Source organism: Cytobacillus sp. FSL W7-1323 (genome assembly GCF_038595015.1).
In the GTDB taxonomy this organism is placed as follows: domain Bacteria; phylum Bacillota; class Bacilli; order Bacillales; family Cytobacillaceae; genus Cytobacillus; species Cytobacillus kochii.
This window is the reverse complement of the sequence record NZ_CP151998.1, coordinates 3451500-3468285: the sequence shown is the minus strand read 5'-3', so window position 1 is coordinate 3468285 and position 16786 is coordinate 3451500. Positions and strand designations below refer to the sequence as shown.

The following is a 16786-nucleotide window of genomic DNA, read 5'->3' as shown; positions in this document are numbered from 1 at the left end:
ATCCCCCTTAATTAGCTAAATCCATTCTTGTATTATTTAATATATCCGCCACATCATCATAGATCATCGCATGCTTTTCTTTAAAACAGTTATATTGTTTGTTTCTAATTTGTGCTAAGTAGCTTCTATAAACTCTTGCAGCGGATAATACTTGGAATTGAGAGTCACGATCAAATAGATGATAGCTCGTTTCAAAGCTGTCATATTCGCTTTCAGCCTTTTGGGCAAGTTCCTCCCATATTGAAATAAATGAAGGGTTAATCACACCTCTTGAAAGTTCTCCAGTTGAATATTGATATTTTACTAGCAAATTTTCTGGGATATATATACGTTGATGATTGCGATAATCTTCACCAATGTCTCGTAAAATATTTGTTAATTGCATAGCATTTCCTAATTTAATAGCTATTGGTCTTAGTTGTTGGTAATGCGTCTTAGCGATAATAGGTAGCAGCATAAGGCCGACAGTTCCGGCTACATGATAACTATACTTCAACAACTCATCTATTGTACGAGGGGCTTTGAAGGAAATATCCATTGCTTGTCCTTCTAATTGTTCAAAAAAAGGTTGAATATTCATTTCATAGCGGTTAAATACATCTCGTAATGCTCTCCATAAAGGTAAATCTAGCTCCTTATTATGTTGAAACAGGACAAGTTCATCGTGTAGTTGCTCCAGACGGTTAACTTTTTCCGCCGTACTGTCATGAAGGTCGACTGCATTATCTGCCATTCTACAAAAAGCATAAATGGCATACACTGCATTCGCTTTTTCCTTCGGTAGATGAGAAAAGGTATAGTAAAAACTATTTGAATAGTTTTGAATGATTTTTTCACAATAATAATAATCGGCTAATAGCTGCTGATTCATTACATGCCCCCCTTAAATTTTCTCGTATGCTTTCTCGTCATCTAATATAAGCTCCTCTGAGGCAATTTTTGCTGATAATAATACAATCGGTACGCCTGCGCCAGGATGTGTACTACTACCGGTAAAGTAAAGATTTTCACAATAAGTAGCTTTACTTTGCGGGCGTAAGTGATTGCTTTGGGTCAAATTTGGTCTTAATCCAAAACACGCTCCATTATAAGCGTTAAATCGATGTTTGAAATCCATTGGAGTGATATGTGTTTCAGAAATAATGTGTTCTTCAATATCTTCGAATCCAGGCATGGTTGATAATTTTTTCATGACTTGCTCGCGGTAGTGTTGCGAGGTTTCATGCGTCCATTCATCCTTAGCTGTAGAGAGCTCAGAAACAGGAACAAGTATATAGAGACCATCTTTATCTTTAGGTGCCATTGTTTCATCAAGTTTTGAGCCGATATAAACATAAAAAGAGGGGTCATTTAATTGATTACCTTCGAATATATCGTCAATGTTTCTCTTTAAAGATTGACTAATATAAAAATTATGGACAGTGTCTAGTTGCTCCACTTTTTTATCCAACCCTATATACATGAGAAAGCAGGAACATGAATATTTCATTTGATCAATCTTTTTATCTGTATATTTCTTTCCTTTAGTGCGCTGATCTTGAATGAGGTGTTTCATGGCATGAGGAAAGTCTGCGTTGCACATAACATAATCAGAATGGACAACTTGGTTGTTTGCCTGTATACCATATGCTTTGCCATTTTTTATTAAGATCTGTTGCACGTCGCAGTTGTAATTAATTTTACCTCCTAGTTCTAAGAAAAGTTTTTCCATTGATTTTGCCATCGTATGCATTCCACCTTTTATAAACCAGACCCCATAAAGTATTTCAATCATTGGGATAATCGTATATAAAGATGGTCCAGTATAAGGAGAAACCCCAATATATAATGTTTGGAAGCTCAGCATACTTTTTATTTTGTCATTTTTGATGTACTTTCCAATAAATGAATCTGCACTATCTAATGTTCTTAATTTGAGAGCTTGCCTCAATACTTTGGGGTTGTAAAAATCTTTTCCATTCCTAAAAGGTTTTTGTAGAAAGTGTTCTTTGGCAACTAAAAACCGTTTGTATATTTTTTCTAAATAGGTGAGGAATCCTTGGGCATCTTTCTCATCAATATCTTCAAGTGTTTTCATTAATTCAACTAAGTTTGAGGATATTTCATAATGATCTTGAGACTGTTCACTGAAGAAAACAGCGTACATCGGATCGAGTTTTTGCATAGGAATATAATCATTAGGATCTCTTCCGGCAAGTTCAAATATCTCTCTGTATAGTTCGGGCATCATCACGATAGTCGGCCCGAGGTCAAATGTGAAGCCATCTTTTTCGATACGATTCATTTTACCTCCAGGATTACTATCTCTTTCATAAATTTCTACATCATAGCCTGCTTTTTGTAATCGTATCGCACTAGCTAATCCTGCAACACCTGCTCCGATGACTACAACACTTTTTGTCTTTTCCATTGCTTCGCTCCTTTTTTTTCTGTACCTAATGAAAAGGAGAAAGTCTAGAATTTAAGTGACACATATGTCACTTAAGTTAAAAAAAAACCTTTCCTTTTACAATAGATAAATATCCTTAATAGTCTTATTTCAAACCTTTTTTTAAAAATTTATTTATTCTAAGATTTTTTCCCTTTTATCTCATATCATTTTTAATATTTATCTCTTTATCTATATATGTTGCTGAATAAAAAAATAGTAGAAGAAATTGAGTGGACCTGTTTTGTATAGTAAAAAAGCAAATAGAAGCTATAGCTCTCTATTTGCGCGATATTTCTTTAGCTTCCTAGCAGCAGATGCTTGGCTAATTCCTAGTAATTCAGCTACTTTATAGCTTGAGGGATATTGTTTATACGTATGTAAGAGAATATGTTTTTCAATTCTTTCTATTCTCTCTTTTAAGCTTTCATTATTCTTTTGTAGTGGTAAGTCAATAAGGTCTGGTTCGATTTGCTTGTTCTTAAAGAGTGCTTGGGGTAGGTGACTTGGGTAAATAATGACAGAATCAACTGTTAAGACAAGTCTTTCTATTAAATTCTCAAGCTCGCGCACATTTCCTGGCCAATGATACTCTGTTAAGTATTCGTAAGTCTCATTATGAATCTCTTTCTCCATATGATATTTATTGTTCATGATGGACAGATAATGACTTACTAAAAAGATGATGTCTTCTTTCCGTTTTTTTAAAGGGGGAATTTCAATGGGAATTACATTGATACGATAATAAAGGTCAAGGCGGAAATCACCTTTATTGACCATTTCCTCTAATGGGCGATTCGTGGCTGTAATCAGTCTGAAGTGACTCGTTCGCTCTGTATTACTGCCAACTCTTTTAAACTTCTTTTCTACAAGTACTTTTAATAATTTGACCTGTAAGGATAACGACAATTCTCCAATCTCATCTAAAAATAATGTGCCATGATGTGCTTGTTCAATTAACCCTTTTTTTCCATGCTTATGGGCCCCAGTGAAGCTCCCTGGTTCATAGCCAAAAAACTCCGTTTCGAATAAACTTTCTGGAATGGTACTGCAGTTAACCTCAATGAATGGTTCTTTTTTTTCTTTACTTAGTTGATGGATTTTTCTTGCCCACATACTTTTTCCAACACCAGATTCACCTAATAATAAGACGGTTGCGTTTGTATTGGCTACCCGATGAATCGTTCGTTTGATTTCTTCCATTTTTTTGTTACGATATTGGGCATTTTCTTGTTCTCTAAGTGCTTTTACGACCTGCTGATAATTTTGGATTTGTCGCTCTAGCTCTTTATATTGTAAATGAAGTTTATTTATTTCTGTTTGATCTTGAGCATAGCTCACTACGAATTGTATTTGATTGTTATTATCAAATATTGGGTAGGCGGTAGTCATAATGATTTTTCCTGTTAGCGTTTGCTGCATCAGTTCTACTTGTTGTTTCTTTTTTATTACTAGTGCTGTAATTGAAGGGTTAAATACGCCTTTTGCCTCTAATTCATAAACTGTTTTACCTAAGCAATCTTCTTGCCTTACACCATAAACAGACCAATGTTTTGGATTGAAATATAAGATTTCGCCTACGCCATTTGTAATTGTAATATTATTATTGGATGTGAGAACGATTGTTTCTATTAAATGATGAAGTGATGAATTTTCCATATAAAAACTCCTTTGCATATAAACCTCTCTTCAATTATACAATAATTCAAAATATAATTAATAATTAATTTATTGATTAAAAAAGTCAAAAATGAATTATTAAATTCATTAATGATAAAGAAGTTTCTTCATTTAATAAGTTTTATAAATTTGGCATAAGAATTGCATTATAAATAATAATATTCTAAATAATCACATAATGGAGGAATTGACATGACGACATTATTAACCACAGAGTTATCTGAATTAGACAAGAAGCATTTTATCCATCCAACTAGCTCAATTGCCCAGCAACAGGCGGAAGGTCCGAGCCATATATTTACAGAGGGTAAGGGCGTATATTTGACAGATACAAACGGACATAAAGTTATTGATGGTATGTCCTCGCTTTGGAATGTCAATATAGGCCATGGTGTGAAGGAAATGGCTGAAGCAGCTTATGAACAAATGTCTAAACTCGCCTTTACATCTAATTTTAGCACTTTTAGTAATGAGCCAGCGATCCGCTTAGCAGAAAAGTTGTCAAAAATACTACCAGGAGATCTGAATGCTGTCTTTTTTACATCAGGGGGTTCCGAATCAAACGATACGGCATTTAAATTAGCAAGACATTATTGGATATTAAAGGATCAACCAGAGCGCCAAAAAATTATTTCCCGGAAAATGTCGTATCATGGTGTTGCAATGGGGGCTACAAGTGCTACAGGGTTAAAACCGTTTCGTGATTTTACAAATGCTAATGCGCCCCATTTTCACTATGTAAATTCGAGCGTAGAAGAATTCCGTACATTAGTAGAGAAGGAAGGACCTGAGACAATAGCCGCTTTTATTGCTGAGATTGTTCAAGGTGCAGGCGGAGTCAACCTCCCACCAGAAGGCTACTTTAAAGAGATAAGAAAAATATGTGATGAATATGGCATCTTAATGATTATCGATGAAGTCATTACTGGCTTTGGAAGAACAGGAAAATATTTTGCCATTGAACATGAAGAGATTCAACCAGATATGCTTTGTTTTGCCAAAGGTGTAACAAGTGGATATGCCCAATTAGGTGGAGTTGCACTTAATGATCGCCTACACAATGATTTTAAGACTCTCTCAAAGGGCACTCTGTTGCATGGTTATACGTATAGCGGTCATCCAGTGGCTTGTAATGTTGCTTTGAAAAATATTGAAATCATTGAGAGAAATGGTCTTATTGAGAACGCAAAAAAAATGGGAGAGGAATTGTATAAAGGGCTAAAGTACTTAGAAGAAAAACATGAAATCGTGACAAATGCAAGAGGGTTTGGTTTACTTGGTGGCATTGACATTGTCAAAGATAGTCAATCTGGTGAGCGTTTTGCTGAATATTTAAGTCCACTCATTGTGAAGGAAGCTGCGAAGCTAGGGTTGATTTTGCGAACAGTTACGTATGATCATGACTCGATTGTTTTCTCACCGCCGCTCATCATAAACAAAGCAGAAGTAGAGCAGATGGTTAATATCCTTGACCAGGCGATTTCGAATGTAAAGAGAGAGGTGTTAAAAGGTTGAAGATTGATACAAATAAAAAAAAGTATATGCGCTATAACCCTGCTAATACTGATGAATTAATAGGAGAAGTAGAAGAATCATCCCTAGCGGAAGTAGACTTAGCGGCTACTTCTGCTAGGCAAGCCTTTTTAAAATGGAAAAACAAGCCTTCAATTGAACGTGGGGAAATTTTACGAGTAGCTGCAGATCTATTAGAAGCAAATATGGAAGAACTGGCTATACTTGCGACAAAAGAAACAGGAAAGGTTATAAGAGAGACGAGAGGTGAAATAGGAAGAGCAGCAGCGATTCTCCGATATTATGGGCAAGAAGGATGGAGACAAATTGGAGAGCATCTTCCTTCTGCGTTTATTGGAAAAACTCTCTACTCTTCTAGAGTGCCGATTGGACCGATAGCTGTTATTTCTCCATGGAATTTTCCAATCGCCATCCCAACCTGGAAAATGGCCCCAGCATTAGTTTTCGGAAATACAGTTGTTTGGAAACCATCAGAGGAATCTACATTAACAGCAATAAAACTAGCAGAAATTCTGTGGCAAGCAGGGTTACCTAAAGATGTGCTACAAATGGTTAATGGTTCAGGAGCAACGATTGGAGAGGCATTAGTTCGTCATAAAGAAATAACTGCAGTTACATTTACAGGGTCAAACCAAGTAGGCAATCAAATTGCTGTTACTGCTGCATCTCAGCAAAAGAAGTACCAACTTGAGTTAGGCGGGAAAAACCCTGCGATTGTAATGGCTGATTGTGATTTATCTTTTGCTGCGCAATCATGTATAGACGGTGCAATGAAACAATCAGGACAACGCTGTACAGCAACGGGCATCGTTTATGTTGAGGAGGCAGTCTATGATTCTTTTAAAACGATATTGGAGGATACAATCAATGAATTGAAAATAGGAGATCCATTATCAGAGATGACAGATATTGGTCCGGTGGTATCAAAGAGACAATATGAAAAAGTACAATCCTATATCCAAAAAGGATTGGGAGAAGGTGCAGAGCTTGTTTGCGGTAGGAAGTCGCTTGCTGATACATATTGGCAAAATGGTTACTATATTCAACCGACAATTTTTGAAAATGTGAAAGAAAACATGACGATTGTTAAGGAAGAAATCTTTGGCCCAGTTCTTTGTTTAAGGAAAGTAGCGAATTACAAGGAGGCATTAGAAGCAACGAATTCCTCTAAATATGGCCTAAGCGCTTCTATTTTCACGAATAATCTTCACCAAGCATTTCATTTTATTCAACATGCTGAAGCAGGTATGGTTCAAGTTAATGGAGAGACTGGAGGTGCAGAACCCCAAGCACCATTTGGGGGAATGAAGGCATCAAGCTCAGGTAGCAGAGAACAGGGACAAGCAGCAATTGAGTTTTTTACAGAGATAAAAACAGTATCTATACAAACTTTTGAAACATTAGATGGCAATTAAATCTGAAAGGGTTGAATTTTATTAACAAGAATAAAGTCCTGTCTCGATTCGATGTGTTGTTTTTGTCTTTTGGTGCAATGATTGGCTGGGGGTGGGTTGTGCTTTCAGGCAACTGGGTTCATACTGCTGGTTCTGTTGGAGCAACGATTGCCTTTATTGTTGGCGGTATTTTAGTTTCTTTTGTCGGACTTGCTTATGCAGAATTATCATCAGCAATGCCGACAAATGGGGGAACGATGATTTTTGCAGAAAGAGGTATTGGACGTAAGTCTGCTTTTATTGCTGCCTGGGGGTTAGCACTTTGCTATATATCAGTCGTCGCTTTTGAAGCAGTTGCCCTGCCGACCGTTGTAGAATATTTGTTTCCTAATTATAAAGTTGGTTATATGTACACCATCAATGATTATGATGTCTATCTATCCTGGGTTTTAGTAGGAGTCGCAGGTGCCCTATTTGTTACCATTTTTAACTTCTTTGGTGTGAAATCAGCTGCCTTTTTACAGATGGTATTAACGATTGTGATTGCTTTAATTGGTGTCATGCTCATTGCAGGTGCCGGTGTGACTGGAAGCTTAGCAGATGCTGAACCACTTTTTGTAGGGGGCGTTTCAGGTATTATTGTTGTTCTAGTGATGACTCCATTTATGTTTGTCGGTTTTGACGTTATCCCACAAACGGCTGAGGAAATGAATATACCTCCAAAATCGATTGGACGCCTTTTAATAATGTCAGTTGCCTTTGCTGTTATATTCTATATTGGAGTAGTCATAGCAGTAGGAATAGCAGTAGATAAAACAACTCTTTCGACATCGGTTTTACCAACCGCGGATGCGATGGCAATCATATATGGTTCTGATCATTTTGCCACCATTTTGATTCTTGGAGGAATTGCTGGGATATTGACGAGTTGGAATGCCTTTATTATTGGAGGTAGTCGTATTCTTTGCTCAATGGCAGAGAAGGAAATGATTCCCGCTTGGTTTGGTCGCTTACATCCGAAAAATAAAACGCCAACGAATGCGATTCTGTTTATTGGTGGACTATCAATGTTAGCGCCACTCTTAGGTCGTCCAATGCTTGTATGGTTAGTAGACGCTGGTGGGTTGGCCGTTCTCTTTGCCTATTTAATCGTCTCTATTGCCTTTTTGCAATTACGTAAAAATGAGCCAGATATGCTTCGACCATTCAAAGCAGGGAATTCTAATATTGTCGGGTGGTTAGCGGTTCTATTAAGTATTGGCTTTATTATCCTCTTTTTCCCAGGAATGCCTGCTGCATTAATCTGGCCATATGAATGGGTCATCTTTGCAGGCTGGTGGGTTATAGGTGGTCTATTAATCTATCTTAAACGGGAAACTTATATGAAGAGTAGCAAAGATATATCTAGTTCAAAAACAATGTAACCATTCATTTGTTTACGAATGTAGCAAGAAATTTTTTCAAAGAAGATTTTGCTAGCATATGAGTGATAAAAGTATTTTGCACCCTAACAGGGTGCTTTTTTTTTTGTGCCTATTTTCCTATATTCTAGTAAAATTTTTATTAATCATCCGATATTATTATAGTAGACTAATAGTTTTATATAGTCTTATAACTCGTTTGTGGGTGTAAAGACCTATATGCGAGTAAAAAATAATAAGGAGTTATAGGAAAATGAAAAAAGCAACGATTCATGTGAATGAAGCAAGTAAAATAGTAAATATGTCTGTAGCAGGGCAGATGACGATGGAGGATGCAAAGCTTTTTGTTGAGGAATATGTGGCAAAAATCGGTCCGATCAATGGACCGGATTATGACCTTTTTGTTGATTGTACGGAAATGAAGCTTTTATCTCAAGAGCTGTCTGATAATTTGACAGAAGTGATGAAAATGTATAAAGAGACAGGCTTCAAGAAAGTCATCTATACGATTAAGGAAAATGTAGTCCTCAAAATGCAATTGGCAAGAGTGGCGAGAAACGCGGGTCTTTTACAAGCGAGTGTTGAAGAGGCTTAAATAAGTATGAAGAGCTATTCTATTTGGGTAGCTCTTCATACTTATTTATATGGAAAATAAATCATATCAAGAGGAGAATTGAAAGTGACAGAACAGAATATTAAAATGCGTGCAATAGCTATTTATCATCCTGAGAATGTTGTGACAAATGATTTTTATATTGAACATTTTAAGAAACAAGGGAGGGATATTACACATTTCCTTGAAATCATGGGTAGAAAAGAGCGATACATCATTGATAACAGTAAGGAAAATAGCTTATCAATGGGAATAGAAGCAGCGAAAAAGGTATTAACTAAGGCTGAAATGGCTGGAGGGGATATAGATCTGATCGTTTTTTCCACACAGGTACCTGAAAGGACGTTTCCAAGTCATGCGATGTATGTACATGAGGCCATTGGTGCCAAGAATCATACAATGATATATGATAGTAATGCAAATTGCGCAGGTATGACTTTAACAGTGGAAAATGTGTCACGTTACATGATGGCCAATCCACGTGTGCAAAAAGCATTGGTGATTGGATCGGATGCGAATAGCCTCATATCTCACCCTCAGCAAGAGATTACCTTTGCCAACTTTGCTGATGGAGCAGCAGCTCTTATTTTAGAAAAAACAACAGAAGAAACAGGTTTTATTGATGCCATATTCGAAGTGGATTCTGCGAATAAAGATAATATTGTCTATCCGCAGGCAGGTTTTTCTCAAACGAGAGGACAAGCAGAAAATATTGTTTTCCTACCTTTTGATGGAGCAATGGCCATTCCAGTAGCTTGTGAAATGATTGAAGAGTTGCTTGAAAGAAATAACCTAACAATAGGAGATGTAGATGCTTACTGTTTCTCTCAATTTGCTTTATCAAACATTAAGAAAATACAATCACATTTTGAAATCACACAGGAAAAGATCATCTACATAGGTGATAAGTACGGTTATACCACTACAAGTAGTCCTTTTATTTGTTTATATGAAGGTATTGAAACAGGAAGGATTAAAAGAGGCGATACGGTGTTATTTTGGACTATTGGTGCGGGGCATGAGATGGTTGCCATGTTGTTTAAGTATTAAGCAAGGAGGTATACCATTATTAAATAAAGAAAAACCAACATATAGTAGTGACTCCTAAAAGTGAGAGCTTTATATTAAGTAACTATTTGGCAGGTATGAATATGGTATTGAACCACTCATACCTGCCATTTTTTCTTTATGCGTTTATTTATATAATGAATGATCTACTCTCCTTTAATTTTCTCAAATGAGTAGCGTGCTTTTCTGAAATACATTACCTGATATAGTAATCCAAAAAAGTTCTCCATATGTGAATTGCCTAAGCAGTTTCCTTTGGGGGAAATACTCTGGAACTCATGTATTAGGTGAAGTTTACGGCATGGTTAGATATAAAAAGAATGAAAGTAAAATGTTAAGCTCCAAAAAAAATGGGGGGATTGAATGAGTTGGAAGGATTTAGATATAGAGAAAATTAATACAATTGAAAAGTTAGTGGCTGAGTTTGAAGTATCTGCTTTATCTTTTTTTGAAGAAGTATATGAAGGTGACCAAATTCCTTTTGGTTCCTTTAAAGTGAGAATCTATGAACAAAAAGAATCTAATACCTTTATTGGTTATACAAATCTAAAACTAAAAGATCCTTTAGGTGGTTTTGAAGGAGCAATAGGATATGGCTTAAAAATTGAGGATGCCTTAGTAGACATTATAAAAAACTTCAAGAACAATGTTTGTGATTATATGGATATTTGTAAAAGGAAATTAAATAAGGATGACTTTTCCTTAGTAAGTTATGACGAGTTTTAGTAAAAAGCCCCTTCTCAATCGAGAGGGGCTTTTTACCTGAACAGCTGTTTGTTTTAAAGAACATCTTTTCACAAATTAATTACTAATTAAGTAAATTCGCTTCTAGCCAGTTTGTCTTAACGAATTGCTTTAGCGAAATCTCTTTGGTTCAAACCTCGCTCCTTTTCTAAATTCATCAACTCTGTTTATCAAATACATCTCATCTTTCTTTTTACAAGTATTTACATTTTTAGTTTGTTCACACAATGGAAAGGTATATTCCTACAAAACACTCCACATAAGGAGTATCACTATTATATAATTTTGCTGGCTTGATTCTGCATATAAACTTATACCTTGACTTAGAGTTAACTAGAGGGGTTATTCTAGTTTTGTAAGAAACAAACAGGTCAATTCTCTTTAAAATCAAATTATTGGAGGTTTAAACAAATGATAACAGCTAAAGCAAGAGCAGTAGACGGTCCAGACAAACCATTTAGAGTTGCAGAAATTAAAAGACGTGATCTTGATTCACAAGATGTTCTGATAGAAATTAAATATGCGGGCATATGTCATTCTGATATTCATACTGCTCATGGTGAATGGGGTCCAGTGAACTATCCACTTGTACCCGGACACGAGATTGCGGGAATCGTCACAGATGTTGGAGCCGAGGTGACAAAGTATAAGGTTGGGGACCGAGTAGGAGTCGGATGTATGGTTGATTCTTGTGGTGAGTGTGAGAACTGCCGTAAAGGAGAAGAGCAATATTGTTTAAAAGGAAAAGTCGATACTTATGCAGGTGTTGATAAATACGGGGAGCCCACTCAAGGTGGCTATTCAACCCACATTGTCGTATCGGAAGATTTCGTACTCAGAATACCTGATAATATTGAATTTGACGTAGCAGCACCATTACTTTGTGCGGGTATTACAACATATTCTCCGTTAAATCATTGGGGAGCAGGTCCTAACAAGAAAGTAGCAATTGTTGGTATGGGGGGGCTTGGACATATGGCTGTTCAAATTGCACATGCAATGGGTGCTGAAGTCACTGTTCTGTCTCGAACATTGAAGAAAATGGACGATGGTCTGAAGTTAGGTGCAGATCATTACTATGCAACAAGTGACCCAGAAACATTCGAGAAACTTGCTGGATGCTATGACTTAATTATTAATACGGTAAGTGCAAAGATTAATCTGGATGCCTATTTAGGACTACTCAATCTTGATGGCGCGCTAGTAAACGTAGGCGCTCCTGCAGAACCACTGTCACTAAACGTGTTCAATCTAATCGGTCATCGTCGTTCATTTGCTGGGTCTATGATTGGAGGCATCCGGGAGACACAGGAAATGTTGGATTTTTGTGCTAAACATAATATTACTCCTGAAATTGAAGTGATTTCAGCTGATCAAATTGACGAAGCTTATGAACGAGTAGTAGCTTCCGATGTGAAGTATAGATTTGTAATTGACATCAGTACAATGTGAATGACGTAAGCGATATTTATGGGGTACAGCCAATGGCGGTACCCCTATAAAAATTAAATATTAGTAACTAAAAAGACGTCTTTATTTGTTCGTTAAGACCTATGTTCTGAATTTTTCTTTACAAATCCCAATTTTTGCTTTTCATCAATTTACTGTATTCTTCAAAATATACCTTTTCTGAATCTGACGCTCTATCATTCCTAATCCATTTTTTATAACACTTATACCAGATTAAACTAAGAACTCATCTTAAAATAGCCTCTGTTCATATCAAATCTTGCTTTTTTTCTCTTATATATTACAGTTAACTCTAGCTAAAATGACCCATTTATTCTTTTTACCCAATTTCTAATGAACAGATGCCTTTGCCAATCAACAAATACCATGATATAATTTCTTTCATTTCTAGAGTTAACTCGAAATCTATATCGTAAATAAAGAAACGGAGAGTAATAATGAAGACATATTCTATCAGCGAGGTTGCTAAAGAATTGAATCTTACCGTATATACCTTGCGCTACTACGACAAAGAAGGACTTATGCCATTTATAGAACGTACTGCTAGGGGAACAAGACAGTTTAAAGAATCCGATATCGAAGCTTTAAAAATAATTGAATGTTTAAAAGCCACCGGAATGCCTATTAAAGAAATAAAAAATTTTATTGATTGGTGTTCTGAAGGAGATTCCACCTTGCAACAAAGATTTGATATGTTCATGGAACGAAAAGCTATAGTGGAATCACAACTAGAGGAATTAAACAAGACAATGGAACTCATCAAGCATAAATGTTGGTATTACAGAACAGCTTTGGATTCCGGAACTGAAGATATTCATAAAAATAATAAAATAGAAATTCCTTTTAACTAAATATAGTTCTAAGACAAAGTCATTCTGTAAGTTCTTTTATTCCTTGTGAACCGTCAAGTACGATGTCCGGGATTTGAAGAATGAGTAATAATATGAAGCAAACGGGCACTCTTCCTATTATTTTTTGGCCCCAACTTGGTCCCAAAAAGCATTATCTTACCCTGTTTTGCAAAGTAAATAAAAACGAAAAAACCCCTGAAATGTTGATCTAACAACATTTCAAGGGGTTTATTAGCATTAAAATGCTTAATGCTAATATTAACGAGAGTAGAACTCAACGATAAGAGATTCGTTAATTTCTGCTGGAAGTTCAGAACGCTCTGGTAAACGAGTGAAAGAACCTTCAAGTTTATCTGCATCGAAAGATACGAAATCAGGAACAAAGTTGCTAACTTCAACTGCTTCTTTCACGATATCTAGGTTACGAGATTTTTCGCGAAGAGTAATTGTTTGACCTGGTTGCATGCGGTAAGAAGGGATATCTACACGCTTGCCATCAACTAAGATGTGACCGTGGTTCACAAGTTGACGTGCTTGACGACGAGTACGAGATAAACCTAGACGATAAACAACGTTGTCTAAACGAGATTCTAAAAGAATCATGAAGTTTTCACCGTGTTTACCAGTCATTTTACCAGCTTTATCGAATAAGTTACGGAATTGGCGTTCATTTACACCATACATGTGACGAAGCTTTTGCTTCTCTTGTAATTGTAATCCGTACTCAGATAATTTTTTACGTTGGTTAGGACCATGTTGTCCAGGAGCGTAAGGACGCTTTTCTAATTCTTTACCAGTGCCGCTTAGAGAAATACCAAGACGACGAGATAATTTCCAGCTTGGGCCAGTATAACGAGCCATAATATGACTCCTCCTTTTTGTTTTTATTTGGGTAAAATAAAAACAGTTGTGGTCATCTTTACGCACATTTTGTTTTCAAGTATCTTCGCCCTCGCAGCAGAGGGTTACACAATACCCCATCAACAAAGATTGTTAGAGGAACAAAATGAAACATTAAAGTACACACAAAAGCTGCGATATTTTACACAAAGACTATTATACAATCTTTATTCATTAGAAGTCAATGTTTTGCTGAGTGTAATATGTAGTCAATCAGTAATCTTCAATGTCGAGGTTGTAAGTTGAAAACAATTAATGAAAATGAGTCAATTCCTTATGAACATAGTAAAAACTATAATAAAGAATGATTGATATTGTAAAATATATGATATAATATAGTTCTAAAGTATCTGTTTTGGAGTAGGTTAAAAGAACTATAGTATAGAAAAAAATAGCTAAGTGTAATAATAAATATATTTAAGTGTGATTATCTTTTTTTGTCATTTGTTAAGTCATAAAAATGACAATCTTCATACCATTTAAGAGACGATTAATTATGTCTGTTTTATACATCTGGATTTAGTACATATTCTATCTAAAATGTGGGTGATAAACAAACCACTTTTGAATATAGGTGATATAACTATGGATAAGGAAAATGAAGTAAAAGCGTTACTAGAAATAAAAAGTAAAATATTGGACCTTATATATAAAGGGAACATTTCTAAGAATCAATTTGATGATTTTGTTAAAGAGGTTGCTACTAGTTTAGGATGTATAGCAGCGGGATTTTATTTCGTAAATGAGTGGAAAAGGGCATATCTCATTGAAGGAGAATACCATGCTGAGTTATTGTCTTTACCTGCTATTATTCCTATCGATGAGGTTTATCGTGAAGATCATCCATTCTATATTAATAAAAAACAGGGAACTTATTCGAGTAAAGATGGATGCTTACTCATCTTCTTCCTTCAGCGGTTAGATGGTTTACCAGAGTATTTGGTTTTGCTAAGGGAGGATCAGCAATTTATGTTGAGCCAACCATTTATGAATGAGCTTACAGAAGTCTTGAGTTCCTATGTGTTATTTAAAGGTAAAATAAATGAGCTATACGATGAAAAACTGCATTACACGGAATTGTTCGCATTTGTCGAACGTTTTAGTTTTCATAGAATATTAAAATTGGACGTATTATTAAGTGAAATGTTAAAAATTCTGGATAGGCTATATCCTTCTTTTCAATATTATTTATTGTTGACACATGATTATGAAGAAATCAATCAATTACCAGTGAGGGATCTAGATTATCAGGAGGAAAACAGTCTCGCACTTGAAGCGTATGTATCAGGCGAAGTAACAATAGAACAAACATCAACTGACATTGTCCTATATGCTCCTTTTTTAGGAAGCCAGGGGGTGTATGGTGTTCTCCAAGTGATTACTAAAGGGATATATGCCATTCCTAAAGCAGATCAAAAGTATTTTGGTTTAATTGCGAAAATGACAGGAGCAATCATTGAAAATATTCAATTACATCAACAGTCACAACAATTAATTGGTGATTTGCAATTTATAAATGAAACATCACAGCAATTAAATGCTGATTTGCGTTTTACAGAGACGATTCATTTTATGACAGAACAAATAAAGAAATCATTTCATGCAGAAGAAGTGGGTTTTTTCTTGTCTCAAGATGGTGAAAAATGGACTCCATTAAGTGGTAGCACAAGTTTCTTCTTTGCAAAGAAATCGAAAGCTTTTGTAACATATGTGCAAAAACTGATGTTAGAGAAGAAAGATGCGCTCTTTATTGGCGATTTAACGATTCCCTATATGAAAGCTAGTTACCGTTCTCTTATGGCCGTACCAATGGGAAACTTAGGGGATATGTGGGGGTTTGTCGTGATTTTGCACCCTATGCCTTATTACTTTCCGTTTGATTCATTTAAATTACTCCAAGCATTAATTCATCATACAACACTTGCATTTAAGAATTCGTTATTAAGAGAGGAATTAGAAAAGTTAGTCGTAACCGATCACTTAACGCAACTTTTTTCACGAAGTTATTTGGATAATCAAGTGGAACACTCACTAAAAAGTGATGAAAAAGGTGTTTTAATATTAATCGATATTGATGATTTTAAAATGATTAATGATGAATATGGTCATCAAGTCGGCGACGATATTCTTATTCAAGTAGCAGATATCATCATTCATCATATTAGAGCGAGTGATGTGGGCGCGAGATGGGGAGGAGAAGAACTGGCGATTTATCTTCCAAATGTAGATGCGAAGATCGGTGTTTCTATCGCTAGAAGGTTAAAGGAAAAAGTGAGTCGATTAACGAGTCCAAATGTGAGTATTTCCTGTGGAGTGTCACATTGGAAAGCTAATGAAGAGGAGAGCTATGCAACCTTATTTCACCGTGCTGATGTAGCATTATATGAAGCGAAAAATGCAGGGAAAAATAAAGTTGTTTTTTTAGAAAAAGATAGAGACTAAGAGGTTGATTAGTTTAGTTGGATAGAAATTAAATAGATGGGGTTTAGAATGAGAACTTTTAATGTCCAAACTGGACACTTAGTTCACAAACGCCCAATCCTATTTAGTTAACGCCACTTATACCAGCCTCTTTGTTTAATTAGACACCGATAAATAATAATAATCGTTGAAAATTCTTGTGTGATAGCATATTCTGAATTATAAGAATCTTTTTTTATATTTAAACGGTAATGTTTTGTACT

At 35.7% G+C, this 16786-nt stretch carries 13 protein-coding genes; 9 read left to right on the top strand and 4 right to left on the bottom strand.

Going from position 1 to position 16786, the window contains the following annotated elements:
- Window positions 1-7: 7 nt before the first annotated feature.
- From MKX67_RS17430 to MKX67_RS17420, 3 genes are all read right to left on the bottom strand, one after another.
- The gene (locus MKX67_RS17430) at window positions 8-871 is read right to left on the bottom strand and encodes a phytoene/squalene synthase family protein (RefSeq protein ID WP_307316792.1); all 864 of its coding nucleotides are present in this window, start codon (window positions 869-871) and stop codon (window positions 8-10) included.
- Between the two features lie 12 nt (window positions 872-883).
- Entirely contained in the window at window positions 884-2410 is a 1527-nt protein-coding gene (crtI, locus tag MKX67_RS17425; protein ID WP_307316794.1) for a phytoene desaturase family protein, read from the bottom strand.
- Window positions 2411-2698: 288 nt separating this feature from the next.
- Entirely contained in the window at window positions 2699-4087 is a 1389-nt protein-coding gene (locus MKX67_RS17420; RefSeq protein ID WP_095372254.1) for a sigma 54-interacting transcriptional regulator, read from the bottom strand.
- Window positions 4088-4300: 213 nt separating this feature from the next.
- On the opposite strand from MKX67_RS17420, the gene MKX67_RS17415 reads away from it, so the two are divergent.
- From MKX67_RS17415 to MKX67_RS17380, 8 genes are all read left to right on the top strand, one after another.
- A complete protein-coding gene (locus MKX67_RS17415; RefSeq protein ID WP_095372255.1) occupies window positions 4301-5623 on the top strand; it encodes an aspartate aminotransferase family protein in 1323 nt (440 codons plus the stop codon).
- Window positions 5620-7056, top strand: a complete 1437-nt coding sequence (locus MKX67_RS17410; RefSeq protein ID WP_342488501.1) for an aldehyde dehydrogenase family protein — start codon at window positions 5620-5622, stop codon at window positions 7054-7056. The genes MKX67_RS17415 and MKX67_RS17410 overlap by 4 nt, the downstream gene beginning before the upstream one ends.
- A 53-nt stretch (window positions 7057-7109) precedes the next feature.
- Window positions 7110-8459 (top strand): APC family permease, encoded by a 1350-nt coding sequence (locus MKX67_RS17405; RefSeq protein WP_233435376.1) that lies wholly within the window; start codon window positions 7110-7112, stop codon window positions 8457-8459.
- Between the two features lie 250 nt (window positions 8460-8709).
- Window positions 8710-9051, top strand: a complete 342-nt coding sequence (locus MKX67_RS17400) for a hypothetical protein (RefSeq protein ID WP_095372256.1) — start codon at window positions 8710-8712, stop codon at window positions 9049-9051.
- A gap of 105 nt (window positions 9052-9156) precedes the next feature.
- Window positions 9157-10119, top strand: coding sequence for a ketoacyl-ACP synthase III (locus MKX67_RS17395; RefSeq protein ID WP_328198131.1), 963 nt, complete (start codon window positions 9157-9159; stop codon window positions 10117-10119).
- Between the two features lie 381 nt (window positions 10120-10500).
- A complete protein-coding gene (locus tag MKX67_RS17390; RefSeq protein WP_342488500.1) occupies window positions 10501-10863 on the top strand; it encodes a hypothetical protein in 363 nt (120 codons plus the stop codon).
- 429 nt (window positions 10864-11292) lie between these two features.
- Window positions 11293-12333 (top strand): NAD(P)-dependent alcohol dehydrogenase, encoded by a 1041-nt coding sequence (locus tag MKX67_RS17385; protein WP_095372258.1) that lies wholly within the window; start codon window positions 11293-11295, stop codon window positions 12331-12333.
- A gap of 455 nt (window positions 12334-12788) precedes the next feature.
- A complete protein-coding gene (locus MKX67_RS17380; RefSeq protein WP_095372259.1) occupies window positions 12789-13202 on the top strand; it encodes a MerR family transcriptional regulator in 414 nt (137 codons plus the stop codon).
- A gap of 258 nt (window positions 13203-13460) precedes the next feature.
- On the opposite strand, the gene rpsD is transcribed toward MKX67_RS17380, so the two are convergent.
- Window positions 13461-14063 carry a 30S ribosomal protein S4 gene (gene rpsD / locus MKX67_RS17375; RefSeq protein WP_095372261.1) on the bottom strand — a complete coding sequence of 201 codons (603 nt, stop codon included), beginning with the start codon at window positions 14061-14063 and terminating at the stop codon, window positions 13461-13463.
- Between the two features lie 624 nt (window positions 14064-14687).
- On the opposite strand from rpsD, the gene MKX67_RS17370 reads away from it, so the two are divergent.
- On the top strand, window positions 14688-16544 hold the full coding sequence (locus MKX67_RS17370) for a GGDEF domain-containing protein (RefSeq protein ID WP_233435210.1): 1857 nt from the start codon (window positions 14688-14690) through the stop codon (window positions 16542-16544).
- Window positions 16545-16786 lie beyond the last annotated feature (242 nt).

Bases quoted from the DNA above. Each gene is read 5' to 3' on its own strand.
- MKX67_RS17430 (WP_307316792.1), bottom strand. From the start codon at position 871: ATGAATCAGCAGCTATTAGCCGATTATTATTATTGTGAAAAAATCATT.
- crtI (WP_307316794.1), bottom strand. From the start codon at position 2,410: ATGGAAAAGACAAAAAGTGTTGTAGTCATCGGAGCAGGTGTTGCAGGA.
- MKX67_RS17420 (WP_095372254.1), bottom strand. From the start codon at position 4,087: ATGGAAAATTCATCACTTCATCATTTAATAGAAACAATCGTTCTCACA.
- MKX67_RS17415 (WP_095372255.1), top strand. From the start codon at position 4,301: ATGACGACATTATTAACCACAGAGTTATCTGAATTAGACAAGAAGCAT.
- MKX67_RS17400 (WP_095372256.1), top strand. From the start codon at position 8,710: ATGAAAAAAGCAACGATTCATGTGAATGAAGCAAGTAAAATAGTAAAT.
- MKX67_RS17395 (WP_328198131.1), top strand. From the start codon at position 9,157: ATGCGTGCAATAGCTATTTATCATCCTGAGAATGTTGTGACAAATGAT.
- MKX67_RS17390 (WP_342488500.1), top strand. From the start codon at position 10,501: ATGAGTTGGAAGGATTTAGATATAGAGAAAATTAATACAATTGAAAAG.
- MKX67_RS17385 (WP_095372258.1), top strand. From the start codon at position 11,293: ATGATAACAGCTAAAGCAAGAGCAGTAGACGGTCCAGACAAACCATTT.
- MKX67_RS17380 (WP_095372259.1), top strand. From the start codon at position 12,789: ATGAAGACATATTCTATCAGCGAGGTTGCTAAAGAATTGAATCTTACC.
- rpsD (WP_095372261.1), bottom strand. From the start codon at position 14,063: ATGGCTCGTTATACTGGCCCAAGCTGGAAATTATCTCGTCGTCTTGGT.
- MKX67_RS17370 (WP_233435210.1), top strand. From the start codon at position 14,688: ATGGATAAGGAAAATGAAGTAAAAGCGTTACTAGAAATAAAAAGTAAA.